Annotated in this window: 24 protein-coding genes and 1 tRNA gene; 13 read left to right on the top strand and 12 right to left on the bottom strand. The window is 57.5% G+C overall.

Going from position 1 to position 25,859, the window contains the following annotated elements; translation table 11 throughout:
* Window positions 1–86 precede the first annotated feature (86 nt).
* The 4 genes from arsC to CIC07_RS09745 form a co-directional block, all read right to left on the bottom strand.
* The gene (arsC, locus tag CIC07_RS09760; RefSeq protein ID WP_076358096.1) at window positions 87–542 is read right to left on the bottom strand and encodes an arsenate reductase (thioredoxin); all 456 of its coding nucleotides are present in this window, start codon (window positions 540–542) and stop codon (window positions 87–89) included.
* Window positions 532–1,947, bottom strand: coding sequence for an arsenic transporter (locus CIC07_RS09755; RefSeq protein WP_076358097.1), 1,416 nt, complete (start codon window positions 1,945–1,947; stop codon window positions 532–534). The genes arsC and CIC07_RS09755 overlap by 11 nt, the downstream gene beginning before the upstream one ends.
* A 13-nt stretch (window positions 1,948–1,960) precedes the next feature.
* Window positions 1,961–2,275: an ArsR/SmtB family transcription factor gene (locus CIC07_RS09750; protein WP_234993019.1), complete on the bottom strand. Its 315-nt coding sequence runs from the start codon at window positions 2,273–2,275 to the stop codon at window positions 1,961–1,963.
* Window positions 2,276–2,674: 399 nt separating this feature from the next.
* The gene (locus CIC07_RS09745) at window positions 2,675–5,371 is read right to left on the bottom strand and encodes an adenosylcobalamin-dependent ribonucleoside-diphosphate reductase (RefSeq protein WP_076358098.1); all 2,697 of its coding nucleotides are present in this window, start codon (window positions 5,369–5,371) and stop codon (window positions 2,675–2,677) included.
* A 282-nt stretch (window positions 5,372–5,653) separates the two neighbouring features.
* Between CIC07_RS09745 and CIC07_RS09740 the strand changes: the two genes are divergently transcribed.
* The 3 genes from CIC07_RS09740 (at window position 5,654) to CIC07_RS09730 (ending at window position 9,453) form a co-directional block, all read left to right on the top strand.
* Entirely contained in the window at window positions 5,654–7,417 is a 1,764-nt protein-coding gene (locus CIC07_RS09740) for a DEAD/DEAH box helicase (RefSeq protein ID WP_083688466.1), read from the top strand.
* The gene (locus CIC07_RS09735) at window positions 7,414–8,364 is read left to right on the top strand and encodes a YqhG family protein (protein WP_076358099.1); all 951 of its coding nucleotides are present in this window, start codon (window positions 7,414–7,416) and stop codon (window positions 8,362–8,364) included. Before CIC07_RS09740 ends, CIC07_RS09735 begins: the two co-directional genes overlap by 4 nt.
* Window positions 8,365–8,529: 165 nt before the next feature.
* Window positions 8,530–9,453: a hypothetical protein gene (locus tag CIC07_RS09730; RefSeq protein ID WP_076358100.1), complete on the top strand. Its 924-nt coding sequence runs from the start codon at window positions 8,530–8,532 to the stop codon at window positions 9,451–9,453.
* 48 nt (window positions 9,454–9,501) lie between these two features.
* Here the strand turns inward: CIC07_RS09730 and CIC07_RS09725 are convergent, their stop codons facing one another.
* The gene (locus tag CIC07_RS09725; protein WP_076358101.1) at window positions 9,502–9,693 is read right to left on the bottom strand and encodes a YqzE family protein; all 192 of its coding nucleotides are present in this window, start codon (window positions 9,691–9,693) and stop codon (window positions 9,502–9,504) included.
* Window positions 9,694–9,817: 124 nt separating this feature from the next.
* Here CIC07_RS09725 and CIC07_RS09720 point away from each other — a divergent pair, with 124 nt between their 5' ends.
* Window positions 9,818–10,531 (top strand): N-acetylmuramoyl-L-alanine amidase, encoded by a 714-nt coding sequence (locus tag CIC07_RS09720; protein WP_076358102.1) that lies wholly within the window; start codon window positions 9,818–9,820, stop codon window positions 10,529–10,531.
* Here CIC07_RS09720 and CIC07_RS09715 read toward each other — a convergent pair.
* The 5 genes from CIC07_RS09715 to CIC07_RS09695 all read right to left on the bottom strand — a co-directional run bounded on the left by CIC07_RS09715 (window position 10,496) and on the right by CIC07_RS09695 (window position 14,294).
* Window positions 10,496–11,284, bottom strand: coding sequence for a divergent polysaccharide deacetylase family protein (locus CIC07_RS09715; RefSeq protein WP_076358103.1), 789 nt, complete (start codon window positions 11,282–11,284; stop codon window positions 10,496–10,498). The genes CIC07_RS09720 and CIC07_RS09715 overlap by 36 nt on opposite strands.
* 276 nt (window positions 11,285–11,560) lie before the next feature.
* Window positions 11,561–11,905 carry a nuclear transport factor 2 family protein gene (locus CIC07_RS09710; RefSeq protein WP_121235019.1) on the bottom strand — a complete coding sequence of 115 codons (345 nt, stop codon included), beginning with the start codon at window positions 11,903–11,905 and terminating at the stop codon, window positions 11,561–11,563.
* 34 nt (window positions 11,906–11,939) lie between these two features.
* On the bottom strand, window positions 11,940–12,854 hold the full coding sequence (locus CIC07_RS09705; protein WP_076358105.1) for a helix-turn-helix transcriptional regulator: 915 nt from the start codon (window positions 12,852–12,854) through the stop codon (window positions 11,940–11,942).
* A gap of 79 nt (window positions 12,855–12,933) precedes the next feature.
* Complete coding sequence (locus CIC07_RS09700) at window positions 12,934–13,677, bottom strand: SDR family oxidoreductase (protein ID WP_076358106.1); 744 nt, start codon at window positions 13,675–13,677, stop codon at window positions 12,934–12,936.
* A gap of 530 nt (window positions 13,678–14,207) precedes the next feature.
* A tRNA-Leu gene (locus CIC07_RS09695) sits at window positions 14,208–14,294 on the bottom strand.
* Between the two features lie 305 nt (window positions 14,295–14,599).
* Between CIC07_RS09695 and CIC07_RS09690 the strand changes: the two genes are divergently transcribed.
* From CIC07_RS09690 to hisC, 7 genes are read left to right on the top strand one after another with little or no spacing between them, the layout of a single operon-like run.
* The gene (locus CIC07_RS09690; protein ID WP_076358107.1) at window positions 14,600–15,715 is read left to right on the top strand and encodes an iron-containing alcohol dehydrogenase family protein; all 1,116 of its coding nucleotides are present in this window, start codon (window positions 14,600–14,602) and stop codon (window positions 15,713–15,715) included.
* 49 nt (window positions 15,716–15,764) lie between these two features.
* Window positions 15,765–16,820 carry an ABC transporter substrate-binding protein gene (locus CIC07_RS09685; protein ID WP_076358108.1) on the top strand — a complete coding sequence of 352 codons (1,056 nt, stop codon included), beginning with the start codon at window positions 15,765–15,767 and terminating at the stop codon, window positions 16,818–16,820.
* Window positions 16,821–16,837: 17 nt separating this feature from the next.
* Entirely contained in the window at window positions 16,838–17,620 is a 783-nt protein-coding gene (locus CIC07_RS09680; protein ID WP_076358109.1) for an ABC transporter permease subunit, read from the top strand.
* The gene (locus tag CIC07_RS09675; RefSeq protein WP_083688344.1) at window positions 17,607–18,410 is read left to right on the top strand and encodes an ATP-binding cassette domain-containing protein; all 804 of its coding nucleotides are present in this window, start codon (window positions 17,607–17,609) and stop codon (window positions 18,408–18,410) included. Before CIC07_RS09680 ends, CIC07_RS09675 begins: the two co-directional genes overlap by 14 nt.
* Window positions 18,411–18,453: 43 nt before the next feature.
* The gene (locus CIC07_RS09670) at window positions 18,454–18,927 is read left to right on the top strand and encodes a GNAT family N-acetyltransferase (RefSeq protein WP_076358110.1); all 474 of its coding nucleotides are present in this window, start codon (window positions 18,454–18,456) and stop codon (window positions 18,925–18,927) included.
* 14 nt (window positions 18,928–18,941) lie between these two features.
* On the top strand, window positions 18,942–20,018 hold the full coding sequence (locus CIC07_RS09665) for an LLM class flavin-dependent oxidoreductase (RefSeq protein WP_076358111.1): 1,077 nt from the start codon (window positions 18,942–18,944) through the stop codon (window positions 20,016–20,018).
* Window positions 20,019–20,066: 48 nt separating this feature from the next.
* The gene (gene hisC, locus CIC07_RS09660) at window positions 20,067–21,167 is read left to right on the top strand and encodes a histidinol-phosphate transaminase (RefSeq protein WP_076358112.1); all 1,101 of its coding nucleotides are present in this window, start codon (window positions 20,067–20,069) and stop codon (window positions 21,165–21,167) included.
* Between the two features lie 166 nt (window positions 21,168–21,333).
* Here the strand turns inward: hisC and CIC07_RS09655 are convergent, their stop codons facing one another.
* Complete coding sequence (locus CIC07_RS09655; protein ID WP_076358113.1) at window positions 21,334–23,661, bottom strand: ABC transporter permease; 2,328 nt, start codon at window positions 23,659–23,661, stop codon at window positions 21,334–21,336.
* Window positions 23,661–24,365 (bottom strand): ABC transporter ATP-binding protein, encoded by a 705-nt coding sequence (locus CIC07_RS09650; protein ID WP_076358114.1) that lies wholly within the window; start codon window positions 24,363–24,365, stop codon window positions 23,661–23,663. Before CIC07_RS09650 ends, CIC07_RS09655 begins: the two co-directional genes overlap by 1 nt.
* Before the next feature lie 230 nt (window positions 24,366–24,595).
* On the opposite strand from CIC07_RS09650, the gene CIC07_RS09645 reads away from it, so the two are divergent.
* Together CIC07_RS09645 and CIC07_RS09640 are read left to right on the top strand one after the other, a co-directional pair.
* On the top strand, window positions 24,596–24,982 hold the full coding sequence (locus CIC07_RS09645; RefSeq protein ID WP_076358115.1) for a GntR family transcriptional regulator: 387 nt from the start codon (window positions 24,596–24,598) through the stop codon (window positions 24,980–24,982).
* Between the two features lie 7 nt (window positions 24,983–24,989).
* On the top strand, window positions 24,990–25,859 hold the full coding sequence (locus CIC07_RS09640) for an ATP-binding cassette domain-containing protein (RefSeq protein ID WP_076358116.1): 870 nt from the start codon (window positions 24,990–24,992) through the stop codon (window positions 25,857–25,859).

The following is a 25,859-nucleotide window of genomic DNA, read 5'->3' as shown; positions in this document are numbered from 1 at the left end:
CATGAATATGAGGTAACAAATGGGTTCATCCGATTTCCCCTGCACCATGATCATTCAGATGAAAAGAACCCGGCGAAAAACAAGCTTTACGGGCGGAAGGACGGCTCCTCGCCGGCCGCGTTCCATTCCCGTACAAACTCGGCGATTCGAGCATGAATGGCATCCCGCACCTCGCGGAACTTCGCCATGATCTCCTCTTCCGTGCCTGTCGCCTTGGCGGGATCCTCGAACCCCCAGTGCCACTTGATGACGTCACGATTGGATATGGCCGGGCAATGCTCGTCTGCATGCCCGCAGAGGGTGATGACATAATCGGCGGCGTTCAGCAAATCGAGATCGATCACATCCGAGCTGTGCCCGCTTATATCGATCCCGGCTTCCTTCATCACCTGCACGGCGCGGGGATTCAAGCCGTGGGCTTCCAAGCCCGCGCTTCTGACGTCGAACCGTCCACGCCCTTCCGCCCTGAGATAGCCGTCGGCGATCTGGCTGCGGCAGGAGTTGCCTGTACATAAGAAATATACCATCGGTTTAGCGTTCATAAGACGGGATCTCCCCTTTTCTTTTCGATTTTGACCTTGCAATCAGCAGCCAGCCGAAGGCAACAAAGATTAGAACAGCGCCCGCATTCGCAAGCCAGACGTGAATGAGATTCAAAGACAGGAATGAGAGCCACAAATAGAGCCCGACCAGAGTAATCAGCAGCGTCGGAACCGTAAGCGCGATTCCCGTTTTGAAATAATACCCCCAGCCGATGCGCAAGCCTTTGCGGGACAGCACATGCAGCCACAGCAGAGTCGCCAGCGAGCCGATCGGCGTGATCTTCGGTCCGAGATTGGAGCCGATGACGTTGGCATAGATCATCGCTTCCCGAATGACGCCGCTAGTCCTCGTCGCCTGGATCGCCAGCGCATCGATCATGACGGTAGGAAGATTGTTCATGACGGAGGACAGCACCGCTGCGATGAACCCTGCAGCTATGCTCGTCATCAGCAAGCCTTGCCGGCCGATGGCTTCGAACAGGGAAGTCAGCGAGTCCATCAGCCCTGCATTCCGAAGGCCGTATACGACGACGTACATCCCGATTGAAAAGATGACGATCGACCACGGAGCGCCTTTGACCAGCTTCCGGACATCCATCTCCGGGCTTCTACGTACGGCTGCCAGGAACAGGAGCGCGATCGCCCCTGCCGGAATGGAAACCGGAATATGCAGCCAGCCGCTGGCGAAGTACGTGACCGGTAGAGCCGCCAGCACCACCCAGGCTGTCTTGAACAGCCGGGGATCCTTGATGGCGTCCCACGGATTTTTCAGCTCGCCGACCGTGTAGCTGCCGGAGATGCTTTTCCGGTAGAACAGGTACAGCACGAGCAGGCTGGCCGCTATGGAGAATAGCGCGGGGACGATCATTCGGCTGGCGTATTCGTCAAAAGAGATGCCGAAAAAATCGGCGGAGACGATATTGACGAGATTGCTGACGACAAGCGGCAAGGATGCGGTGTCCGCAATGAAGCCGCTCGCCATGACGAAAGGCAGGACCATCCGCTCGTCGAACCGGAGCGCGCGCACCACCGCCAGCACGATCGGAGTCATGATGAGCGCGGCTCCGTCGTTGGCGAACAGAGCCGATACGGCCGCCCCCAGCAGAATCATATAGATGAACATGAGCAGGCTGCTTCCGCCGGCGAGCCGCGCCATGTGAAGGGCGGACCATTCAAAAAGGCCGATCTCGTCCAAAGCCAGCGAGATCAGGATGATGGCGACGAAAGCCAGCGTCGCGTTCCATACGATCCCCGTCACATCCGCGACATCCTCCAGGGTAACGACTTGAAAGAGCAGGGCAAGGATCGCTCCCCCGGCTGCCGGCCAGCCGATGCCGAGCCCTTTGGGCTGCCAAATAACGAATACAAGCGTAGTTGCAAATAAAATTGCTGCCGTGATTGCCATCTTCGACCCCTTTTTAGTCCCCGCAGCCCTTCAGCCGGCTCAGCCGTTCGGTTTGCGGCGGGATGCAGCTTAAAATCGATTCCACATGAGATTTGTCTTCCAGGCTCAAAGAATAGTAGATCCAGGTCCCTCTGCGGGATTCCTTGACCAGGCCAGCCGCCTTCAGCTTTCCCAGATGCTGGCTGACGCCCGGCTGCGACAATCCGACCAGCTCGACTAGATCGCATACGCATAACTCTCGTTCCCGAAGGTAGGCCAGGATCATGAGCCTTGATTTGTCGCCCAACAGCTTCAAATGTCCGGTCAATTCTTCAATCCGCGCTTCCACTATGCACCTCCACGGCCAGTTTCCTCAGCCATTATATAATCATTCAATTATATAATCAACCACTTATGTAATCAACCACTTATGTAATGGCCGCTTGATTTTATAGGTAATAATCATCATCGATCTTCAACCTTAGGACCAAGAAACGATTCCGCACTCACAAAGAGATTTGGAAATGTTGATAAAAAAACCTATTCGTCAGAACCATCGACGAATAGGCTTGAGGATCGGGAGCGGTCGCAGTCCGCTTCAAAAGAGGCTCCTCCGACTTTATCGGCAGGAGGCAAACGGACCCTCCAACTACACGATTTGGGCATGCCCGAACCAGCAGGCCTTGCCGTGACGTTGTCCATCCGCCCTATAGTCTGCCAATTTGATCGCCGCCTCTGTCAGTCCCGCTCAGCCGCAGCGGCTGTAGCCGCAATGGCCGCATGTTTTGCAGCCTTCGACGTTGATCAGCGACGCGCTGCCGCAGGAGGGGCATAAGTCCGGCGAAAGAGGCTCGCCCTCGTTCCGATGGGAAGAAGCCGGCATTTGCGGCGTCCCGTTTCGACCGGAAGATAGGGGCGGCAGGGGAAGATCGTTTTTTTCTTTATCGGCATGAGCGGAATTAGAGGTACCCGCATGCGTCTCCAGCGCCTTGGCCACTGCGTCCGCGATCGACTCCACCCGGTTCGCGCCGAAGCCGATCGCGCCCGATCCGCCGATTCCCTTGAGATGCTTGATCAGAAGCTCCACCTTATGCCCGTGGTCGCCATAACGGAGGAACAGCGAGCATACTCGCCCGAGCGCCTCCGCCATGGCGAATACATCCGAGCCGGCCTTGCCGACGTTGAGGAAGATTTCCCCCGGCGTGCCGTCCATGTCGTTGATCGTGATATACGCCATTCCGAACGGCGTATTGATTTTGTACGTGGCGCCACGCAGCACTTGCGGCCGCTTCCTGTACTCCTTGTCGATGACCGCGCCGATACCGATATCGCCATTGTCGGCTTCCTGAAGCCGGCCATTCGGGGCCGCCTCTGAACTCCTTGCAGCAGCCGGCCTTAGAGACGGCCCAGCCGTTCCATCCATGCCGTCTCCGACCGGCTCCTTTTCTTCCGCATCCGCTGAAAGCGGGGGAACCGCGCCTTGATCCTCCTTCGTTTCAGCCGAAGCCTCCTCCTTCCCTTTCGGCGTGCTCAGCACCTGCGTGTCCCGGCTGCCGTCGCGGTAGATCGTCACGCCCTTGCAGCCGAGCTCGAAGGCGAGCTCATACAGCCGGTCCGTCTCCTCCACGGTGAGGTCGGCCGGACAATTGGCCGTCTTGCTGATCGAGCTGTCGACCCAGCGCTGGATGGCGGCCTGGACGCGGATATGCTCCTCGGCCGACAGCTCCATCGCCGTCACGAACCATTCCGGCAGCTCCTCGCCGGGATGGGCCTCCTTCCACTGCTGCGCGATCGGAACGAGCTGCCTGTCGAAGCCGAGCCGGCTCTGCCGGTAGTATTCGAAGGCGAAATAAGGCTCGATGCCGGTCGAGGTTCCGACCATCGTGCCCGTGCTTCCCGTAGGCGCCTGCGTCAGCAAGGTCACGTTCCGGATGCCCCGGCTGCGCACCGCCTCCGCCACCTCCGGGAAGGCCGAGACCATTTCCTTCATGAAGCCGCTCTGCAAGTGGAGCTCCGCATTGAAGGCCGGGAACGAGCCCTTTTCAGCCGCAAGGTCCGAGCTCGCCAGATAGGCTTCCCTGGCAATGAAGCGGTATAGGCTGTCGAGGAACTCCAGCGATTCGGGGCTTCCATACCGGATGCCGAGCCGGATCATCAGCTCCGCCAGCCCCATCGTGCCGAGGCCGACGCGCCGTTCCTTTTTCTGATTGCGTTCATTTTGCTCGAAGTGGTACGGCGTCTTGTCGATGACATTGTCCAGAAACCGTATGGACCAATGGACGACTCGGCCAAGGTCCTCCCAATCCACATCATGCTTCTCTTCGTCGTAGAACTTCGAGAGGTTGATCGCGGACAGGTTGCACACGCCCCAGCCGGGAAGTCCTTGCTCGCCACAAGGATTGGTGCAGATGATCGGATTGAAATACCAGCTGTTCGACATCTCGTTGTAGCGCTCCATGAACACGACCCCGGGCTCCGCCGACCTCCAGGCCGATTCCATGATCGTCTGCCAGACGTCGCGAGCCCGGATCTTCCGGTAAGCCACGACGGCTCCTCCCCGCTCCTTCCATGCGGAGAGATCCCCGTTCCAATGCCGGTTGTAATCGGGATGCTTGGTGTCCGGGAAGACGAGCTCCCACTCGGCATCCTCCTTGACCGCCCGCATGAAGCCGTTGCTGACGCACACCGACAGATTGGCGTTCGTCACCTCGCCCATCCTCTGCTTGACCGTGATGAAATCGAGCAGATCCGGATGCCAGTCGTTGATCATGAGCATGAGCGCGCCGCGGCGGCTGCCGCCCTGCTCGATAAGCCCCGTCGCATAGCTGAACAGGCCGCCCCAGGACACCGCTCCGCTGGAGGAGCCGTTCACGCCGGCCACGATCGCGCGCCTGGGCCTCAGCGAGCTGAGATTGATGCCGACGCCCCCGCCCCGGGCCATGATTTCCGTCATTTCCGAGAGCGTCTCCATGATGCCGCCCCGGCTGTCATGCGGAGAGGGAATGACGTAGCAGTTGAACAGCGTCAGCTCCCCGCCGACTCCCGCGCCGGCGGCTATGCGTCCGCCCGGTACTAGCCTCCAGCCGTCCAGGATGGTCCGGAACCGCTTCTCCCATAGCTCCCGCGCCTCTTCGTCCTGCTCCACGGATGCCATCGTCTTGGCGAGGCGGTCCCACAGCTCCTCCGGCGTCCGCTCCGCGGCTACAGTCAGCTTCTCGACATCCGATTCGATCATCTCCCCGCTCCGGGTACGCACCGTTGCCTTCCGGCCGCTGCGGGCCATGATTTCGCCGACCTCCCTGGCCGGAAATTTCGGATCGTCCTTTGTCAGCACGAGTACGGTATCCCCGACCGCCGCCTCGCCCGGATCGGCTTTCTTCCACGCGTACCGGTCCAAAAATATTTTCTCGCTCAACCCGTCCAGACGTTCGGCCTTCGTGTCCACATGCAGCCAACCTTCCCGTATCCGGCGCGGCCCCTGATTCGCGTTTTCACCGGGCTGCCGAAATTTAGTAGGCAAAAGAAATCAATATATAGTATACATACTCATTATAACATACAATATATAGGTTTCGTTCCATGATTCCCGACTTTTTTTCTCTCCCTTATTAGAAGCCCTTGCTTGGGGCATACTGGGAACATTCCAAAGCCGAGAGGAGCCGATAACTTGTCGCGCACAACAAGAGAGAACGGATCCGCCAAGCTGCATCCGCTCGTCGATTTCCGCATGGACCGGAGCTGGTTCGACGATCTGCAGGCCCGGCTCGACCGCAACGGCCCGTGGGACGACTGGACTCTCTATCAGCTCGCCATGGAGGCCGAGCAGTCCCGGCGCATCGAGAGCTTCGAGGAGCTGCAGTCGCTGCGCTTCCTGAACGGCCTGGAGCCGATGAAGCATCAGATCGATACCGCGGTCAAAGTGCTGCATGATATGGGCGGACGCGCCATTCTGGCGGATGAGGTCGGACTCGGCAAAACGATCGAAGCCGGGCTGGTGCTCAAGGAGTATCTGGTGCGCGGTCTCGTGAAGCGCGCGCTGATTCTTGTGCCCGCATCGCTTGTCCTGCAATGGGTCAGGGAGCTCAACAGCAAGTTCGGCATCGCAGCCGTCGCCCAGAAGCGGGCCCACACCTGGAACTGCGATGTCGTCGTCGCTTCCATCGATACGGCCAAGCGGGAGCCGCACAAGGATCTGCTGCTCTCCACCGACTACGACATGCTCATCATCGACGAGGCCCATAAGCTCAAGAACAAGAAAACGACGAATTACCAGTTCATTACGCAGCTCCGCAAAAAGTACTGCCTGCTGCTGACCGCCACACCGGTCCAGAACGACCTCGAGGAGCTCTACAATCTCATCACGCTGCTGAAGCCCGGCCAGCTCGGCGGACACGGCGAGTTCTCATCCAACTTTGTCGTCGGCAAGCGGATGCCCAAGAACGAGGATCAGCTGCAGGAGGCGCTGTCCGGCGTCATGATCCGCAACCGGCGCGGCGAAGGGGATGTGAAGTTCACGAAGCGGATCGTCCGCAACATCCCTTTGCAGCTGTCCAAGGAAGAGATGGACCTCTATCACGCGGTCACTTCCTTCGTCAAAGAGCGTTATGAGGAAAGCGGCGGCAACCTGACGAGCATGCTGTCGATGGTCACGCTGCAGCGCGAGGTATGCTCGAGCCGCGACTCGGTGTTCCTCACCCTCGTGAACCTGTTCAAGAAGACGGCTGAGGACTCCCCCATCCGCGGCAAGATCTGGGAGCTGATCGAGGTCATCAAGCAGATCAAGTCCAACACGAAGGCGGAGAAGGCGATGGAGCTCGTGCGGGAAAGCGATGGCAAAGCGATCATTTTCACGGAATACCGCGCGACGCAGGAATATCTGCTCCAGTTTTTCCGCGGCAGCGACATTACCGCCGTTCCTTACCGGGGCGGGATGGGCCGCGGCAAGAAGGACTGGATGATGGATCTGTTCCGCGGCCGCGCGCAGGTGATGATCGCCACGGAAGCAGGCGGAGAAGGCATCAATCTGCAGTTCTGCAGCCGCATCATCAATTTCGACCTGCCCTGGAACCCGATGAGGGTGGAGCAGCGGATCGGCCGCGTGCACCGGCTCGGGCAGACCGAGGATGTCCAGATCTACAATCTGTGCACGATCGGCACGATCGAGGAGCATATCGTCAATCTGCTGCATGAGAAAATCGATATGTTTGAATCCGTCATCGGCGAGCTGGACCATATTCTCGAGAAGTTCGAGAAGGAGGAAAGCATCGAGGAGAGGCTTGCGCGCCTCATGCTGGAGGCGAGCGATCCCGACGTCTTGTCCGAGAGCATCGAGAATCTGGGCCGTTCGATCAGCAGCCTGAGAAGCCGGGCTGCGGAATCCGGCGAGCCCGACGTTTCCGAGGAGCCGGCCGGCACAGCGGCAGCGCGCAAGCATGCGATCAACCGTCTGCTGGACGGGGTCGGACATGTTGTGGAGGTGGATTCGCCATGAACGGAAAGCAAGTGCACCGCTATATCCAGAAATACGCGGAGGCGACCGGATGCCGGATCGTCGAGAAATCCCCTTCCCATCTGACGGTGAAGCTGTCGCCGCAGGCGGACCGGGAGCTGACGAATCGTCCTTATTACTGGAGCTATGTCGACCGCGCCGGCGTGGAGCCGGAGACGATGACTTATCTGTTCGTGACCGACCGCTCCCGGTACGAGGAGCTGACCAAGGAACGAGAGGAGCAGGAAGCCCGTTCGCAGGCCGGTCCGAATCCGATGGAGCAGGCCGCCCAAAGCGCGCTTGGCCGCTCCATCGGATTCCTCCACAGCTCCGTCTCCGGCGTCCGCACTCCGCGCGAGGACATGTATTTCGGCGCGCGCAAGCTTGATCAGCTGTTCGAGGCCGCGCGCACGGGAGGCAGCTTCGTCTATTTGTTCCAGGAACCGGAGCGCCGCTCGCTCCATCCGACGGAATCGGTCGCGTATACGGCTTGGCTCGGAGTCAATCTGCGGGTGGAATTCGCCTGCGACATGAAGCGCGAGGAAATTCATTCCTTCGGCGTTTCTCTTGCGACAGGCGCCGTCGTCGAGCGTTTCCACGAGCGGCTGGTGGACCTCAGGATGACGCCCAGGCTGCCCGCCAACGTCCATACGGCCAAAAACGGCATCACGCTGGGCAAAGCGATGAGCCTGATCGAGTCCTCTCTCGAGCGCAAGCTGAGGGGAGCGGATTTCTCCTGGGCCGAGGCCGCCTCGCGCCGTCTGGAGGAAGAGCTTGAGATCGTCGCCCACTATTACGATCGCCTGCTGGAATCCGCGGAGGAAGAGCAGCGGGCCGCTGTCGAGGAGCAATATGCGACGCGGAAAGAAGAAATCCGCTGGCAGTTCGAGCCTAGGGTGACCGCCTCCTCGATCAACTGCGGCATTTTCCATCTGGAAGGCATCGAGTGACAGCAATCTCCCGGGTCGGCCCGATCTCGCCAATAATAGCGGTCGTTTGCGCGACAGGATGCAGCATTCTTCTCGCGGCGGCCGCTCTACAATCAGATTAGACAAGCTTCGGAACCAAGCCTGCTGTCACTCTATAGCGGATACGACTGGGGGATGTTGAAGAAAATGAGAAGAAAATATGCGGGCACCGCGTCAACCGCCATCGCGGTTCTGCTTTGCGTCCTGTTCCTGGCGAATGCGGCGGCTCATGCCGCGGCTCCGGCCGCTTCCGCTCCGGGACTGGCGGAACAAGCCGAAGCGTGGCGGGCGGCGCTGTCCGCCCAACCGGAATTTTCCGGCTGGAAGGGCGCCCGTGCCGTCATCGAGCCGCTCGGTCCAGGCACCCATTCTTGGCTCGTGACGCTGGACAAGGCCGGACGGACAGCCGGATACATGATCATCAACGCCAGGCAGCCGGATGGATATTCGCTTGGAGAATACGGAGCGGGTTCCTACCCGCTCTATTCATCCGCCCTGCTTCAAAGGAAGCTCAAGGAGCAGAATGTGGCGGCTGCACAGCTGACCAGGCTCTACGCCTCGCCTGCCGCAGCCGTATGGAGGGTCGTCAGCCAAGACCGCGAGGTCGTCTATGCCGACGCCTGGACCGGAGAACTCCTCCCCATTTCCGACGAAGACTGGGCCAAGCAGCTTAACACCTTGTCCTCATCCGATGCCAATGCTTCCGGGAACGAAAAAAAGACAACGTTGGCGTTGTCTCCCTCGTCTGCGGCCCCGCCGTCCAAAATGGCGGTAGCGTATGCCCGGACGCTGCGCTCATCCGATCCGATGCAGCGGCTCAGCTGGCTCGTGTCCAAGCCGATCGGCAGCCCGACCCCCGGCTCTCTCGCTTCCATCCTCAAGTCGGGCCGTCCGCTGGATTACGCCTCCGAGCTGTATGCCGCCAAAGTTCTTCAGGTGTGGCAGGCAGCCGGCCTTCACCGCTGGACGACGGGCCAAGCCTATGCTTCCTTCGTCAACACGGAATCGGCTGCCAAACGGTATATTACCCTTGAGCAGGCACTGCTGACAGGCCAGTTCTACCGCGTCTGAGCAGAGCATCCTTCGAGCGGAACGGCATCGGCTGCCGCAAGCGGCAAATCAACCCTCCTTGCGGCGGAGCCCTCTGAACCAGATCAGCATGCTCATGCCGGGGACGCCGAACCAGCGCGTCAGCCAAGGCTCCTTGGCCTGCTTATGATCGCTGCGCTTCTGCTTGCGGACTTCACGGGGCGTTTCCACATAGACAACCAGCTTCTCGGTCATATATTTGATCCAATCTTCAGGGTCCATCTTTGTCGCCTCCTCTTTATGCGCTTAGTATGTCCGATAACTTCTTGGAGCAAACGCGAATAGTCCTGCCTGATTGCGGCAAAGTATAAAGGTTCGGACAACTTTGCCTTATGGAGGATTGCAAATGGATTTGCGATGGTTCGCAGCCGCGGCGCTTGCGGCAGCCCTGGTTCTCCAACCGGGTACAGCGGCAGCCGGGACCCTTTCCGACTCGCCGGATTCCGATGCCGGCCCCAGGTACAAAGGGGCTCTCCCCTATGCCGAAGTTCTCATCGACGCCGGCCATGGAGGCATCGACGGCGGAACTTCCTACGAGGATGTGCTGGAGAAGAACATCAATCTTGCTGTCGGCAAGAAACTGCTGGCCAGCCTGCAGCAAAAAGGGATCAGCGCCGTCTTGAACCGCAGCTCCGACTACGCGCTCAGCGAGGAGAACCGCTGGCATCCGAGCCGCTCCCGCCATCAGCGGGATTTGTCCCAGCGGCGCCAGCTGACGGAGGAGATCCACACCGGCCTGCTCGTCAGCCTGCATGTGAACTGGTCCCGCAGAGCCGCTGCCCGCGGACCGGTCGTGCTTCATCAAGAGCGCGGCGAAAGCGTGCTGCTCGCGTTATGCATCCAGGACTCCTTGAACCGGCAGCAAAAAACGAATGAGCTGCCCCGCGCGGGCAGCCCATTCTATCTGCTCAATACGGTCAAGCAGCCTGCCGTCATCGTGGAAATGGGCTTCATCAGCAATGATGGGGACAGGTCCATGCTGACTTCGCGGGAGGGCCAGGAGCAGGTAGCCGAAGCCGTCGCTTCAGGGCTTCGGCAATATAAGCTGCTCTTCCGCTGAGGCCGGTACAAGCTCGGACAGCCGGACGAACCGGGTCGTGCCCGCCATGCGGCCGGCTGCCCGGGACAACGCTCCCGAGGTCATGAGGCCCGGAGTGCCGACATGCCCGATCGTGATGCTGTCCGCCTGGCCAGCGGACAGCTGTTTCAATTTATCGACTTGTCTGGCGATATGGCCGGCTTCATACACATCGTCCAGGAAGACGTCATTGCGCAGGACGGGAACCCCGACTTCAGCCGCGACTTTCGGAACGACCGTCTTGAAGGTCGTCCGGCTGTCGAGGAAAAACAATCCCCGCTCCTTGCATACCTGCAGGACGATCCGCATGATGCGCTCATCGGCCGTAATCTTGCTGCCCATATGGTTGTTCATTCCGGCCGCATGGGGCACATCGTCGATCGCCTTCTGCACCGCGAGGCGCACCTGCTCGTCGGTCATGCTGCTGAACAGCGCTCCCGGCCCCAGCCACTCCGGCTTGCCCTTGTTCGGCTCCATCGGCATATGGACGATGACATCCAGGCCGAGGCCATGCGCCTTCTCCGCGTCGGCATGCGTGGAGGGCATGAAGGGCATGATCGCGGCCGTAATCGGCACCGGCAGCTTGAACATCTCCTCGGTGCCCTTCATGTTGTTGCCGAAGTCGTCAATGACGACAGCCACCCGATGCGGCGGACTCGCCGACACATGCTGCTGCGGCAAGAGCCCGATTGCAAGCATGCCGGCCGCCGCGGCTTTCCAGATTGCGTTTCTCATGATCAGCACCCCCTGAAGGTTTCCCCTTCATTTTGCAGAGAAGGGATGCGTTTTATGTAAGGGGAAAACTGGCCCTCTCCATTCTTGGAAGCCGTCCCTCTTCACTGCCGTCCAGTTCTCCCCTTCCTGTTAGCGCAGCCATATATGGAGCAAAAAGAACGCGAAGCCTTAATGAACGGCTTCGCGTTTTTGAGTTGTGCCTGCAAAAATACTCATCTAATCAAACCGCTCTTGCGTAACCGGGAGACCTGACGGGGAGGACCTTGAACCAGCCAGCTATTCTAGATCGGCCTTTAATTTTTCGATTCGGCCATTTTTCAAGTCGAATTGATACACTCCAATAATTTCATTGCCTGCAAAATCGCCTTTAAACAGGACACGCATGTTGACGACATCAGAGTTCACCGTAAAATCGATTATTTCCGTTATGGTATTTGTTTTGACAAAATAAGCAATAAAGTAATCGGCAATCTCCTGCCTGCCTAGGAGATTCCGTCCGAGAGAGTTTTCTTCAATCACCGCATGCTCAGAGAAGGCATTAACATAGCCCTCCACATGGTGTCGGTTAGAAGCTTCAATATAATCCAACACAACCGCTGGCAAATCGGTTTGGCTCATCATAACCGCTCCTTATTCGAAAAAGTTGGCTTTCCGCCTATTGACTGGGACTTAGCCTGCTTATCAGTCCCTCTATCTGCGCCAGCAAGCTCGATCGTACATCATCGGGACCGACTTCCTCCAGCAGGTTTCCGAATGAAAGGAGGTAGCTCTCGAGCCATGCTCCCTTCGGAAGGTCCGCTATGACCGTAAAGGTTCCGTCTTCATGGACGGAAATCATTGCATCGTCAAAATCATCGTAAACCCGGTAAGCACCGTCTGCCCCTATCTTCAATGTGACTCGAACCGTATCGCGAACGGCGTGTTCTTCTGCAAGATCGATGGCGGCGGCTGCTTCTCTTGGTTCGAAGCGTTTTTCCGTCACGGCGACGTCTTTCATCCGGCTGATTTTGAATACACGGGGAGCGCCGCTTGTTACACAGTGAGCCGCCAAGTACCATGATTTGCTCTTGAAAATCAATTGTACAGGTTCTGCTGTCCGGAAGCTCTCGTGGCCCGCAGTATTAAAATACCGAAATTGAATCAAAAAATGATCGGCAATCGCTTGGCGAAGCAATGGGAACAACTGGCGGCGATTGTCTCCACTTCCCCAAGGCGAGAAGTCTACTTCCAGCCAATAGCTTCCTTCCTTCTTGAAAAGACGTGCCATTTTATGCAAAACCGTATTTATTTCCGGATAATCGGCAGCAGCTAAGCTCTGCAGAGCCGCCAGCAAGTCTTCTTGCTCCCGTTCGGACAACAGCGATGCATGAAAGGAATAACCGTCGAGCAGCGAAATCCCGCCACCCTTCCCTTTGCTGGAGTACACAGGGATGCCTGCTGCGCTGAGCACGTCGATGTCTCTGAATATCGTTCGGGTGGAAACCCCAAAACGCTCTGCCAACTCACCGGCCGTTATCGTCTTCTTATTTAAGAGCATATATACGATTTCGAAATGTCGGCTTATCGGCATCACAATCACCTCTTATGCAGTGTAGACGATAAAGGAATCCTAATATAGGACATTCCCAGCTTGATTCGTAAGCTTATTATCAGGTAGGCTGAACAGTCGGCCTGACGATCAGTTCATTGATGCTTGTATGATCGGGTTCATTAATCGCATATACAATCGCTCTTGCAATGCTCTCCGGCGAAATGGCTACCTGATTCATTTCACTCACCCAGCTCTTGACGTCCGGACTACTGATGGAGTCCGTTAATTCCGTGGCTGTGACTCCGGGAGAGATGATGGTCGTTCGGATATTGGAGATGGGCGATTCTTCCTGCCGCAGTCCCTCTGAAATCGCTCTGACGGCAAACTTGGTGCCGCTGTATACGGCTGAAGTGGGATCTACCCGATATCCGGAAACCGAGGAAACCGTAATTATATGTCCCGACTTCTGTACTCTCATCGTAGGCAGTACCGCCGAAATCCCGTATAAGACGCCTTTTATATTGACGTCGACCATGTTTTCCCATTCCTGAATTTTCAACTCGTGAAGATAAGATAATGGCATAATTCCGGCGTTGTTGACCAATACATCTATTTTTCCGTATTGCTCTAAAGCGTATCGGGACATCTTTTGCATCTCCGCTGCCGATGCGACGTTTGTTTTGACATATACGGCGCTGCCCCCGCTCTGATTAATTTGTTCAGCAATCGCCTGGATCAGTTCTTCTCTTCTTGCTGCCAATACTACCTTTGCTCCGTATTTACCAAGCAGCAGTGCCGTTGCTTTTCCAATTCCGCTCGATGCCCCTGTTACAATAACGACTTTCGATTTTACGTTTTCCATCTTTGCACACTCTCCGATTTTCGATTAGGATGTAAAACTACTTTTCTCAACCAGTGTACATGGAGTAATATGACGACATCCTGTCATATTATAAAAGTGAGAGGCAAGTTTTTTTGTACCCATTCAAGCCGCCGGAAGACTTGAAGCAGCAGGTCATGAAATGCCGCTCGAACGGGGGATCGGGAGCTGCAGGAACAGAAAACGGCGGATCGGGAAAATCCTCGGTTCGGCCGATAACCTGAATGGAGACATTCAAGCGAACAAACGATAAGCGAACAAAAAGGCCGAGGGTGCTTTCCCTCGGCCTTTTCAAATGGAGTTGATATGAAAAATAAGGAACGATTTCAACTTGGTCGGTTATATTTCCTGCTCGATTCCCATTTGAATGAAGGGACATCCTCCTCAATGCGACACTCGCAAATGGGATGGGCGCTCCATGTCGCCAACTCCGGCACATTTCGGATCCCAATCAAACAAAAAGCTCCTGAACCGTCACAAGGACTGATTCAAGAGCTGGATTATTCTTAGGGTGGTGCGGTCAAGAGGACTTGAACCTCCACGTCATTGCTGACACTAGAACCTGAATCTAGCGCGTCTGCCAATTCCGCCATGACCGCGAATCACAAGAAATAATATAACATGAAGAATAAAGTGATGTCAACACTTTCCTGTCTATTTTTTGAATTGATTTTTATTGGGTTTCAATCGGACTTTTCTATCGCCGGATGAATTGACAGCAGCGCCCTGCCGCTCCTATACTTCTAATCAACACTATTCCACCTTAATTACTGTGATTTAATCCGTCAGCCGACCGGACCGCCGGAGGCTGGAGCTCGCAGCAACGCATCGCTGCCGCTTCAGCCTCTTTTTGCGGTTCCACCGCAGCAACACATTCCTTTCAGGAAGAATCGGAGGTTAGCCCATGATCGCCATCAAAGCTCCCTTATTGTATCGAAACGAATCCGCCCTTCTGGAGCAGAAGGGCCTGCTGGAGGACTGGGAGGGACGGATCGCGGTCATTATTAGCGGAAACACCGCCTGGGATCTCGTATCCTCGCAGCTTGCCTCCCGTCTCGGAGAAGCCCATATCCCATTCTCCAAGCTGTCGTTCAAAGGCTACTGCACCCAGGAGAAGATCGGCCGTTACACCCTTGAGGCCGAGCGCCTCGATCCTTCCTTTCTGATCGGAATCGGCGGAGGCTCCGTCCTTGACCTGACGAAGGCCGTCGGAGACAAGCTCGGCCTTCCCGTGCTGGCGATCCCTACCGTTGCCGCGACCTGCGCAGCCTGGTCTGCCCTGGCCGTTCTATATGACGACGCCGGACGCTCCGCCGGCTACTTGCCTCTCTCGCGTTCTCCCGAGCTGGTGCTGGCCGATGCCCGCGTACTCGCTCAAGCCCCTCGCCGTTATCTCGCATCCGGCATCGCCGACACGATCGTGAAATGGCATGAGCATGGCGTGAATGCTCCGGCTGGCAGGCAGCCCGGCCTTGATCTTCAGCTGAGCCTTCACGCCGCCCGCCTGGCGCTGGATCTGCTGACCTCCCATTCGGCTCGGGTATATGAAGCCGTCGATGTCCTGTCCCCTCCGGTCGGCGAAGCCTTCAGCCAAACCATCGATGCCGTCATCGTGCTGGCGGGACTGGCAGGGAGCATCCACAGCGGCGTTCGCAGAGCGGCGTTCGCGCATGCCATCCATGACCGGCTGACGTGGTTCCCGGAGACGCAGGGCACGCTGCATGGAGAAAAGGTCGGCTTCGGCCTGCTGTCGCAGCTCGTTCTGGAGGGCAAAGCCGATGAAGCGGTGCCGCTTGCCGCGCTGTTCCGCCGGATCGGGCTTCCCGTCACGCTGGAGGAGCTCGGCTTCAAGCCTTCCCGGCTCAAGGCGCATCAGGAAATCGCCTCCGGCATCCAGCTTCCGGAAGAAGCCGAGGCAGCGCTCGCTTTCGACGCCTCTCCTGTCCGTATCGCCCAGGCGATAGCCGGAGCGGATGCCATCGGCAGAACGGCCGCAGCCAATCTCATGACCGGCTCGTAACCGGCTGCTGCACCCCATTCCTTCATCGCGAAAGGCGGATTGATCCAACATGGCCAACCGGTCCAACCTGACCATCAAGCTTCTCCCTGTACTCCTGCTCTCGGCAGCCTTGGCAGGCTGCGCGGCTTCGGGCAGCGGCTCCGCCGCCGGCGCCGGCCATCCATCCACTCCCGGACCGGCGGCGCTGTCTTCAACCGGCTCGCAAATCGATCTGGGCCATATCACCCTGCGGGTGGGACAGACCGGCTGGGCAAGCCTGGAGCAAGGCTTCAAGGCCGCGGGCGTCGACGACACACCGTACAAGATCGAGTTCAGCGTGTTCCAGGGAGGCAACCTGCAGCTGGAAGCGATCGCGGCCGATCATCTCGATGTCGCCCAGACGAGCGAGATCCCGCCGATCTTCGCCTCCCAATCCGCCGGCGGCGGCAATTTCAAGATCATCGCCCTCAGCAATTCCAATACGCTGAACCAGGAGGTCGTCGTGCCCAAAGGCTCCGCGCTCAAGCAGCCCGCCGATCTCAAGGGAAAGAAAGTCGCATTCGTCAAAGCGACGACGGCTCATTACTTCCTGCTCAAGATTCTCCAGGAGGCCGGGCTGACGTGGAGCGACATCCAGCCGGTGGAGCTGTCCACCGCCGACGGGCTCAGCGCCCTGCTCAGCGGCAAGGTCGACGCGCTGGCAAGCTACGGGAACTCCATCATTGCGGCGCATGAGAATGGAGCGTCGACTCTCGCCAGCGCGAAGGATATCCTCTCCGGCAATTTCCCGATCGAAGCGACTCCGGCCGCGATTGCGGATCCAGGCAAGCATGCCGCGATCGCCGACTTCCTGAACCGCTTGAACCGCTATCAGGAATGGACGCGCGAGAACAAGGAGAAATGGGCGGAGATCACGGCCGCCGCCACCCATCAGGATGCGGCGACGGCGCTGAAGACGCTGGAGGAAGGCGAGGCCCAGCGTCCGTCCAAGGTGCTTCCGGTCACGCCGGAAGCGATCGCGTCCAATCAGGATGTGGCGGATGCGCTGCAGACCGTCGGCCTGTTGAAAGCCAAAGTGGATGTGAGCTCGTTCTTCAGCGATGCGTTCGCATCGGAAATCAAGTAAAGGAGGCCTTGGCAGCCATGAACCGTCCGGCCTCCTCGCGCTGGCGCGACAGCATTCTCCCCTGGACGCTTCCCGTCCTCGTCCTTGCCCTCTGGCAGATCTCCACGTCAGCGGGCTGGATTGCGGAGCGCACCCTCCCTCAGCCTCTGCGCGTAGCGGATACGCTAGGCGATACGATCCGCAGCGGCGTGCTTCTGCACAATCTCGGCATCAGCGCGATGCGGGCCATGCTCGGATTCCTCATCGGCAGCGGAATCGGCTTCGCCCTCGGGCTGATGAACGGCCTGTCCAAAATCGCGGAGAAGGCGACGGATTCCTCGATCCAGATGATCCGCAACATCCCGCTGTTCGCACTCCTCCCCTTGTTCATCATCTGGTTCGGCATCGGCGAGGAGATCAAGCTTGCTCTGGTATCGCTCGGCGTCTTTTTCCCGGTCTATCTCAATACGTTCCATGGCATCCGCTCGGTCGATCCCGGTCTGGTCGAGATGGGCAGGGTCTACCGGATGAGCAGGCGCTCCTTGTACGTTCATATCGTGCTGCCGGGAGCCCTGCCATCGATTCTCGTCGGCATCCGGTACGCCTTAGGCATCACCTGGCTTGTCCTCATCGTCGCGGAGACGGTCGCCGCGGATGCCGGCATCGGATACATGGCCATGAACGCGAGGGAATTTTTCCAGCTGGACGTCATTGTGCTCAGCATCGTCATCTACGCCCTGCTCGGCAAGCTGTCCGACAGCCTCGCCAAGCGGCTTGAAAAGCGGTTCCTGAAATGGAACCCGACCTATGTTCCCCGTTAAGGAGGCGGCCGGATTGGCCCATGCAGAAAAGAACGGAATCGGGTTCGATCTTAACCGGCTCGGGATGTCGTTCGACGGAAGGCCGGTGCTGTCGGAGCTGAGCCTGTCGGTGAATCCAGGCGAATTCGTAGCGGTCGTCGGGCGCAGCGGCTGCGGGAAAAGCACGCTGCTCCGGCTTGTCGCGGGGCTTCAGCAGCCGACGGAGGGAGACATATCCTGGGAGGAGCCTGCTGTCTCAGGCGTGGAAGAATACATCCGCTTCCTGTTCCAGGAAGCCCGGCTGCTTCCCTGGAAGTCCGTGCTCGACAATGTGAGGCTTGCCGCTGGCACCGACCGGGAAACGGCCTTGGACGCCCTTCGTCAGGTCGGCCTCGCTTCCCGCGGGCAGGACTGGCCCTCCGTCCTATCCGGCGGCCAGAGGCAGCGGGTCGCTCTCGCCCGCGCGCTGGCCAGCCGGCCCCGGCTGCTGCTGCTCGACGAGCCGCTCGGCGCGCTCGACGCCCTGACCCGGATCGAGATGCAGAGCCTGATCGAGTCGCTCTGGGCCGAATCGGGCTTCACGACGATTCTCGTCACTCATGACGTCAGCGAGGCTGTCGCCCTCGCCGACCGGGTGCTGCTGATCGAGGAAGGCCGAGTCGCCTTGGATATTTCCATCGAGCTCGGGCGGCCCCGGGAAAGAGACAGCGGGTTCGCCTATTATGAGAATCTGATTCTGGGCAAGGTGCTCGGCCGCAAGGAGGAGCGGCTTCCCTCTGCCGCGCAGCGCAAGCTGAGCTATTCCATCTGAGATCATCATCCATACCTTACCTTCGAAAGGCAGGAATCCAGGCATGCCAACATTGACAGCAGCCGCGGAAAGCATTTACTCCCCCGATGCGGAACGGCTCATCTCGGAACTGAGCGCCGAGCTCGCCGCCCTTTATCAGGTCGAGGACGGATCGGCAGGCTTCAAGCCCGCCGACCTCGATCACCCTAAGGCGGCGCTTGTCGTCGCCCGCATCGGCGGCATTCCCGCCGGATGCGGGGCGCTGCGGCCGCTCGACGAGCATTCGGTAGAGGTCAAGCGGGTGTACACCCGTCCCGAATACCGCCGCCAAGGCGTGGCGCTCGCCATCATGGATGAGCTGGAGAGGCTCGCGGCCGAATTCGGCTACCGGAGCATCAAGCTGCAGACCGGTCCTCTGCAGCCGGAAGCGGCCGCCCTCTATGAACGCTCGGGCTACTACCGCATTCCCCGCTTCCATGGCGAATGGGAAGAAGTGCTCGCCTTCCAGAAGGATGTCGCCGTCAATCAGGCCGGATAACGAGGAGATGCCGCATGAAATTCGCATGGTTCAGCCTGGTCATGAATCTTCCCCACGCCCTTACCGGGGAGCAGCTGACGCCCAAGCAGAAGTTCGATCAAATCATCCGCCAGGCGGAGCTTGCCGAGACGCTCGGCTTTGAAGCCTACGGTGTCGGCGAGAGGCATGGCGCTCCGTTTCTCAGCTCCTCCCCCGCCGTGCTGCTGACAGCCATCGCCGGCCGCACCCGCGCGATCCGGCTGCTGACGACCGTATCCGTGCTCAGCGTGCTGGATCCCGTGCGCGTCGCCGAAGATTACGCCACGGTCGACCAGCTCAGCGGCGGCAGGCTGGAGCTGATCATCGGCAAAGGCAACGATCCCCGCCACTATCCTCTGTTCGGCGTTCCGCCGGAGGAGCAGTGGGAGTCGCTGGCGGAGCGCTATTCGCTGCTGAAGAGGCTTTGGAGCGAGGAGGACGTCGTCTGGACGGGCAAGTACCGCCCCCCTCTCGACGGAGTGACGACACAGCCCCGGCCGTTCGGCGGATCGATTCCGATCTGGCATGGAAGCGCATCGAGCCCGCTCTCGACGGAGCTGGCCGCGCAAGCCGGCGAGCCGATCTTTTCGTCGAATTCCTTTCACCACCTGCAGAAGTACAAGGATCTCATCGACCATTACCGGGAACGGCTCGCCCATTACGGCCATCCTCCGGAGAAGGCTGTCGTCGGCGCCGGTGCGGGCAGCATCTACCTCGCCGCTACCAAGGAAGAGGCCATCCGGCGCTACAAGCCGTATTACGAGCTCTTCAGCGGAACCGATTCAGCCAGGCACAACCAGTCTCCCTTCACCGACCTGGAGGACAATATCCGCAACGGCCCGATTCTGGTCGGCAGCCCGGACAGCGTCATCGAGAAAATCCTGAAGTATCGCGAGGCGTTCGGCAACCAGGTGCTCGGCCTCAGCGTCGACGGCTTGTCGGCCGGCGAGCAGCGCGAGCAGCTGCAGTGGTTCGCCGCCGAAGTGGCCCCCATACTCCGGAGGGAGGCTCCTTCCGCCGTGTGGGACACCCGCCCGGCCTCGTCCGCTGCAGGCCCGCTGTCCATCTGCTGATCAACCTTCGCCGGTTCGAGCAACCCGCGACGAGGAGGTACATTCGAGATGTGCGCTTACCCTTTGAGAAAAGAACTGCAAGGCATTCCAGCCTTTTTGCCGGCCAAGCCCGCTTCCGAAGCCAACGGTCAAGGAAGGCTTCCCGAAATTCGGCTGGCCGCCAACGAAAATACGCTCGGCTTCTCCCCGCTGGCAGCCGCCGCCATTCAAAATTCCGTATCCCGCCTTTACCTGTATCCGGACAGCCAGGCCTCCGGCCTGAGAAGCAAGCTGGCCGCGAAGCTGGGGACTCAGCCGGATCAGCTCGTCTTCGGCAACGGCTCCTTCGAGCTGTTGTCGCTCGCCGCCTATACGTTCCTCGCGCCCGGTGAAGAAGCTCTCCTTCCGTCCCCGTCCTTCGGCTGGTACCGGGTCGCGACGCTGGCGGCCGGCGGCTTGCCCGTCACGGTCCCGCTGCGGAATCATGCCATCGATCTCGAAGAGGTCGAGCGGAGAATCACCCCTTCCACCGGCCTCATCTGGCTGTGCAATCCCAACAACCCTACCGGCTCGTACTTCACAGCCAAGGAGCTGCAGCGATTCCTGGACCGCGTGCCTCCGCATGTGTTCGTCGTGCTGGACGAAGCCTACCGGGAATACGCGGAGCGTGGCGATGAGCCGGACACCTCCCTCCTGACCGGACGTTATCCGAACATAGCCGTGCTCAGGACATTCTCCAAAGCCTACGGACTGGCCGGCCTGCGCATCGGCTACGCCATAGCTGCGGCAGATGCCGCGGCGGCGCTGAACCGGCTGCGGGTGCCGCCCAATCTGGGCATCCTGGCCGAAGCCGCGGCGGCGGCAAGCCTCGATGACGAACCCTTCCTGCAGGCGGTGCTGGACAACAACCGCAGCGAAAAACAGCGTTATTATGAGGCTTTCGAGCTTCTCGGCCTGCCTTGCCTGCCCAGCGAGACCAACTTCGTCATGGTGAATCTCGGCCGCGACAGCGGTCCCGTATTCGACCGGCTGCTGCAGGAGGGCATTCTCGTGCGTCCGGGACGAGACTTCGAGATGCCGACCTGGCTGCGGATCACGATCGGCCGGCCGGAGGAGAACCAGGCGGTGCTGGAGAAGCTGGAGAAGGCGCTTCAGGCTTCATTCCATTAAAGCTGAGGTACAGATCGTTCAGAGACCTAGGAGCAGCTGGCCTTCGCGGCAGCTGCTTGTTTGTCTCCAAGTTAAAAAAGGAGCGGGCAGAATCGCTCTGACTAAAAACTAAACACTCTTGTTGAGTTTTGTCTCGGTTTAAGGGCTGGCCAAATATTTCCTTCAACTATTCGATGCTTTTCAACGATTCGATCATATGGATCCGGGATACCTTTCTCCGAAGCAGCAAGTTGGAGAGAGTGGTGAGCAGATAGGCCAGCATGACGGATACCAGCATGACAACCAGATTAAGCCGATCCGGAATTTGCTGATGGGTGCTCGACAGCGCCCCGATGACAATGGAATACAAATAGCCGCTGGCCGGAAGCGCTATAATGACCGCAAAGGTGGTGAGGATCAGGTTCTCAAAAAAGATAAGCCGATTTATTTTCCTTTTTTGATATCCCAGTACCTTAAGCGTAGCCAGCTCGCGAATCCTTTCGTATATGTTGATGGAGGATATCGTGTAGATGGCGCCAAACGAAAGAATGACGGCACTGATGATGAACATGATGAAGATGAAGCTGTTTTGCTTCAGAATGAATTGAGCGGATTTTCTCAGATCATCCTTGTCGTAGATCGTAGCTGCCCGTTTGTCTTGCTCGAAGAACTGTCGGATGTTGGCAAGGTCTGCGGCGCTGCTGGCTTTCACGACAACAGAAGTCGGGCTGTAATCGATGCCGAAGCTGTTGAGGTACGCTATCGAGCAAAAGAACGACGGGTTCGAATACTGACTGGATATTTGGGCGACCTTCATATCGACCGTCTTATTCGCGAACGACGGATCGGTGAATCGAATTCGGATCGTATCCCCTATCGCGATCTTATAGTGATCCGCATACGATCTGGGCACCAGCACGCCGCTGTCCACAAGCGTCATCGGCTTGTCGTTCTCGTCAAAGAATCGAATAAGGGCGTTGTCCTTCTCCGTGACGGTCAGCATGGCGTTCTCTTGATCGTCGCCTTTGACGAAATCGATCGGCAAGGACGACAGGTAATAGCTGCTTTCGATCCTGCCGGGCAGCTCCGCCTTCTCCAGCTCTTCCCCGCTCGTGTATTCGACCTTCAGATCATAGGCATTCACCTCTTCGATCTGGCCAGCCACCCTCTGCAAGGATGTTTGGGTTCCGAAAGCCGTAATGAGCAGCACCGTGCTCACCACAACTCCGACGGAGCTCGCTATCGCCTTTTGCTTATTAAGGAAGATGTTTCTCAAAATCAGCTTATTGCTGTAGGAAATGCGTCTCCAGATTCCAGGAAACCGTTCAAGGAACAGCTCCCTCATCTTCTTCGGCGGTTTAGGCCTCATCGCCTGCGCCGCGTGTTCTCGCAGAATACCCATGCCGCTCAAGTAACAAGCAAGCATGCCGAATGCGCTCGAGAACAGGATAGGCGCAACGGCCGAGAAGAACGAAAGGGAGAAGGCAATGTTCGGCAGCGAGTAGGATCTGGCATTCGAGGCCTCGATCATTGGGATGAATATGATCGCCGCGAAGACGCAGCCAAGAACGGAGCCTATGATCCCGACGAGCACCGGAAACCCCATATAATGAAGCATGATGCTGCTGCTCTTTACCCCTAAAGCCTTCATAATACCGACTTGGTTCCTTTGCGAATCGATGATCCGAGACATCGTGAGGAAGAGAATGACCGCTTCGATGATAAAGAGAACGAGCGGAATGACCTTGCTCATCACTTTATTGTTGTAGACCGTCTGTTGGAGCTGCGAATAGCTGAATGTCCGCTCTTTTCTTATTTGGCTTATGTAGGAGAGCTTTTGGGATCGCGCTTCAATGTTCCGGCCCAGCCGTTCGATATCGTACCCTTCTTCCGCATCGACCAGAACCTCATTGTAGTATAGGCCGCCGGCGATTCGAGGAACTGCAGCTTCAGCCACATAGGCGAATCCATTTGATTTATGATCCTGGGTTTCGTTCTTTTTGGCATATTCCACATTCTCGCCCAAGCCGCTGATAGTGAACGCCACCACATCCCCGCCATTGACGTTCAACTTGATTTGATCCCCGACTCTGTACTGATGCTCCTTGGCGTAATGGGAATCCAGCAAGATCTCATCGTTGCGGGCCGGGATGCCGCCCTCGATCATCGCAGGCGTGTTGATCCGGCTGCCGGCGGGGATCGAATGGATTTTCAAGGTCGCTTTCGTATCGTCAAAAGATTGAGCCGCCTCGAAGGTGTACCGCCCTTCTACCTTGCTGATCCCTTCGATCTTGCCCAACTCCGACGTATCCTGCTTGGAAATCCGGTCGTAGTAGACGTTCAAGTCGCTCAGATTGTGCGCATGAAAGTAATCGTTCGAGTAGGCGCTGAGGTTGTCGCTCAACGTAACCAGTCCCGTGTAGAAAAAAGCGCCTATGGCGATAACCGACACGAAGGCAAGGAATTGGCCGACCGATTGCCTGATATCCCTTAACAGCTTTTTGAATAATTTCATCACCACTCAATCCCCTCGACGCTTTGCTTGTGCTCATTGACCGTTACGCTTTCGATTTTTCCGCTTCTCACCCGGATGATTTTATCCGCCATCGGCACAATCGCGGAGTTATGCGTGACGAGCACAACACCCTTTTTCGTTTCCTTGTTCAAATCCTGAAGAAGCTTCAAGACGGACTTGCCGGTCACATGATCCAACGCCCCCGTGGGCTCATCGCAGAGCAGCAGCGAAGGGTTCTTTGCAACGGCGCGTGCGATGGCAACTCGCTGCTGTTCTCCTCCGGATAGCTGGGACGGGAAGTTCTTCATCCGGCTCTTTAATCCGACTTGATTTAAGATCTCTTTGACATCCAGATGGTTTTTGCATACTTCGGTTGCGAATTCAACGTTCTCTAGAGCATTCAAATTGGGAATCAGGTTATAGAATTGAAAGACGAAGCCAACCTTCTCGGCGCGATATCCCGTCAGCTTCTTCTCGCTGAAGCCGGTGATGTCCTCGCCGTCGACCGTCACCTTGCCCGAGGTGACCGTATCCATGCCGCCAAGTATATTCAGAATCGTGCTTTTGCCGGCGCCGCTCGCACCCAGAACAACGACGAATTCGCCCTCGTCGATCGTAAAGTCAATGCCGTTCAGCGCCTTGATCGGCACTTCGCCTATTTTGTATTCTTTCGCAACGTTTTTGAATTCGATCAATGGTTTCATGGATTTTATCTCCCCGTTGTCTATTTGCCATCCTTTTGGAGTGCTCCCTCTGGAAGTTCAATTTTAAGTATGTCGGTATGTCACTCATGTGGTATACTATAGTTCCAGGGAAATCCATTGTCAATAACTGGACCTCTTGTAAACAATCATTGCGTTCCGTTCCGAAGGCTTGATTATTGACATATTTTCGCTTTTAAGCTAGGGTTCTCTGTTAGATGAATTAAATTACGATGCTGAGTGGTGAGGCAATGAACGTCACTTTTGACGAAAAGCAGCCGATTTTCCAACAAGTAGCGGATATTATTGAAGACGATATTCTCAATGGAACATACCGGGAGGACGAGCAGATTCTTTCCGTCGCTCAGTTTTCCCAGCTGTTTCAAATCAATCCGGCGACGGTTGTGAAGGGGATCGGCCTGCTCGTGAATGAAACTATTTTGTATAAAAAAAGAGGGCTCGGCATGTACGTCTCTTCCGATGCCAAGCAAAAGATTCAGAATCAGCGAAGAACTCGATTCTACAAGGAGCTGCTGTCCAATCTCATTTCTGAAGCCGACAAGCTCGAGCTCGCAACCGAGGACATCATCGAGATGATCAAGCGATTAAGGAAGGAATGAAGTCATTGTGAGCATCGTGCTGAGCTGCGACAACTTAACCAAAAGATATGGCCGAACCTATGCATTGCGGGATCTGGATATACAGCTGGAGGAAAACGTGATCTATGGCTTGCTTGGCCGAAACGGCGCTGGCAAAACAACTTTGCTCAACCTGATTGCAGGCGGACTCTTCGCGAACGACGGCACCATCGTGGCAAGAGGAAAAAAGCTGGGAAAAGGAGCGCTTCCGGAAGATTGCTGTTTCGTGCGGGAGAACAACAAGCTGTTTGGAGGAGCGCGACTGATGGAGATTTTGCAGTTCGCTGCCCATTTTCATCCCCATTGGGACTGGACATTCGCCCATAAGCTGCTCCACACGTTTCGGCTCGATCCCAGCCAAAAAATCAAGCAGCTCTCAAGAGGCACGGAGTCGCTCGTAGGAAACATCATCGGCCTGTCCAGCCGAGCGTCGTTGACCTTATTCGACGAGCCGGTGCTTGGGCTTGATGTCTTGATGCGGGAAAAGTTTTACAAGGAGCTGCTGGAGGATTACGCCGAACATCCGCGTACGATTGTAGTTTCAACGCATTTGATCGATGAGATCGCTCCCATCGCAGAGCGGGTCTACATCCTTGACGAAGGGTCCCTCCTGCTTCATGACGACATGAATCAGATCCGCACGGCAGCATATTTGATCCGCGGAAATTCGGAAGCCATGGCTTCGTTTACAAAAGGAAAGCGAGTCCTGCATACGGAATCCTACGGCCACGGGAAGCTTGCCGCCATTTACGACAAGCTGGCCGATGAGGACAGGCTGCAGGCCCGCAAACTAGACATTGCGATTGAAAGTCTATCGCTTCAAAAGTTTTTCTCGTATTTGATCGAAGGAGGCCGCTAA

This window comes from Paenibacillus sp. RUD330 (genome assembly GCF_002243345.2).
GTDB lineage: Bacteria > Bacillota > Bacilli > Paenibacillales > Paenibacillaceae > Paenibacillus_O.
This window is presented reverse-complemented; position numbering and strand designations above follow the sequence as displayed.

What these genes read in the sequence shown, in the direction of transcription:
- CIC07_RS09705 (WP_076358105.1), bottom strand. Translation starts at nt 12,854, where the DNA reads ATGCCGATAAGCCGACATTTCGAAATCGTATATATGCTCTTAAATAAG.
- CIC07_RS09685 (WP_076358108.1), top strand. Translation starts at nt 15,765, where the DNA reads ATGGCCAACCGGTCCAACCTGACCATCAAGCTTCTCCCTGTACTCCTG.
- CIC07_RS09755 (WP_076358097.1), bottom strand. Translation starts at nt 1,947, where the DNA reads ATGGCAATCACGGCAGCAATTTTATTTGCAACTACGCTTGTATTCGTT.
- arsC (WP_076358096.1), bottom strand. Translation starts at nt 542, where the DNA reads ATGAACGCTAAACCGATGGTATATTTCTTATGTACAGGCAACTCCTGC.
- CIC07_RS09710 (WP_121235019.1), bottom strand. Translation starts at nt 11,905, where the DNA reads ATGATGAGCCAAACCGATTTGCCAGCGGTTGTGTTGGATTATATTGAA.
- CIC07_RS09730 (WP_076358100.1), top strand. Translation starts at nt 8,530, where the DNA reads ATGAGAAGAAAATATGCGGGCACCGCGTCAACCGCCATCGCGGTTCTG.
- CIC07_RS09665 (WP_076358111.1), top strand. Translation starts at nt 18,942, where the DNA reads ATGAAATTCGCATGGTTCAGCCTGGTCATGAATCTTCCCCACGCCCTT.
- CIC07_RS09670 (WP_076358110.1), top strand. Translation starts at nt 18,454, where the DNA reads ATGCCAACATTGACAGCAGCCGCGGAAAGCATTTACTCCCCCGATGCG.
- CIC07_RS09725 (WP_076358101.1), bottom strand. Translation starts at nt 9,693, where the DNA reads ATGGACCCTGAAGATTGGATCAAATATATGACCGAGAAGCTGGTTGTC.
- hisC (WP_076358112.1), top strand. Translation starts at nt 20,067, where the DNA reads ATGTGCGCTTACCCTTTGAGAAAAGAACTGCAAGGCATTCCAGCCTTT.
- CIC07_RS09720 (WP_076358102.1), top strand. Translation starts at nt 9,818, where the DNA reads ATGGATTTGCGATGGTTCGCAGCCGCGGCGCTTGCGGCAGCCCTGGTT.
- CIC07_RS09700 (WP_076358106.1), bottom strand. Translation starts at nt 13,677, where the DNA reads ATGGAAAACGTAAAATCGAAAGTCGTTATTGTAACAGGGGCATCGAGC.
- CIC07_RS09680 (WP_076358109.1), top strand. Translation starts at nt 16,838, where the DNA reads ATGAACCGTCCGGCCTCCTCGCGCTGGCGCGACAGCATTCTCCCCTGG.
- CIC07_RS09650 (WP_076358114.1), bottom strand. Translation starts at nt 24,365, where the DNA reads ATGAAACCATTGATCGAATTCAAAAACGTTGCGAAAGAATACAAAATA.
- CIC07_RS09655 (WP_076358113.1), bottom strand. Translation starts at nt 23,661, where the DNA reads ATGAAATTATTCAAAAAGCTGTTAAGGGATATCAGGCAATCGGTCGGC.
- CIC07_RS09735 (WP_076358099.1), top strand. Translation starts at nt 7,414, where the DNA reads ATGAACGGAAAGCAAGTGCACCGCTATATCCAGAAATACGCGGAGGCG.
- CIC07_RS09715 (WP_076358103.1), bottom strand. Translation starts at nt 11,284, where the DNA reads ATGAGAAACGCAATCTGGAAAGCCGCGGCGGCCGGCATGCTTGCAATC.
- CIC07_RS09740 (WP_083688466.1), top strand. Translation starts at nt 5,654, where the DNA reads ATGGACCGGAGCTGGTTCGACGATCTGCAGGCCCGGCTCGACCGCAAC.
- CIC07_RS09690 (WP_076358107.1), top strand. Translation starts at nt 14,600, where the DNA reads ATGATCGCCATCAAAGCTCCCTTATTGTATCGAAACGAATCCGCCCTT.
- CIC07_RS09645 (WP_076358115.1), top strand. Translation starts at nt 24,596, where the DNA reads ATGCTGAGTGGTGAGGCAATGAACGTCACTTTTGACGAAAAGCAGCCG.
- CIC07_RS09675 (WP_083688344.1), top strand. Translation starts at nt 17,607, where the DNA reads ATGTTCCCCGTTAAGGAGGCGGCCGGATTGGCCCATGCAGAAAAGAAC.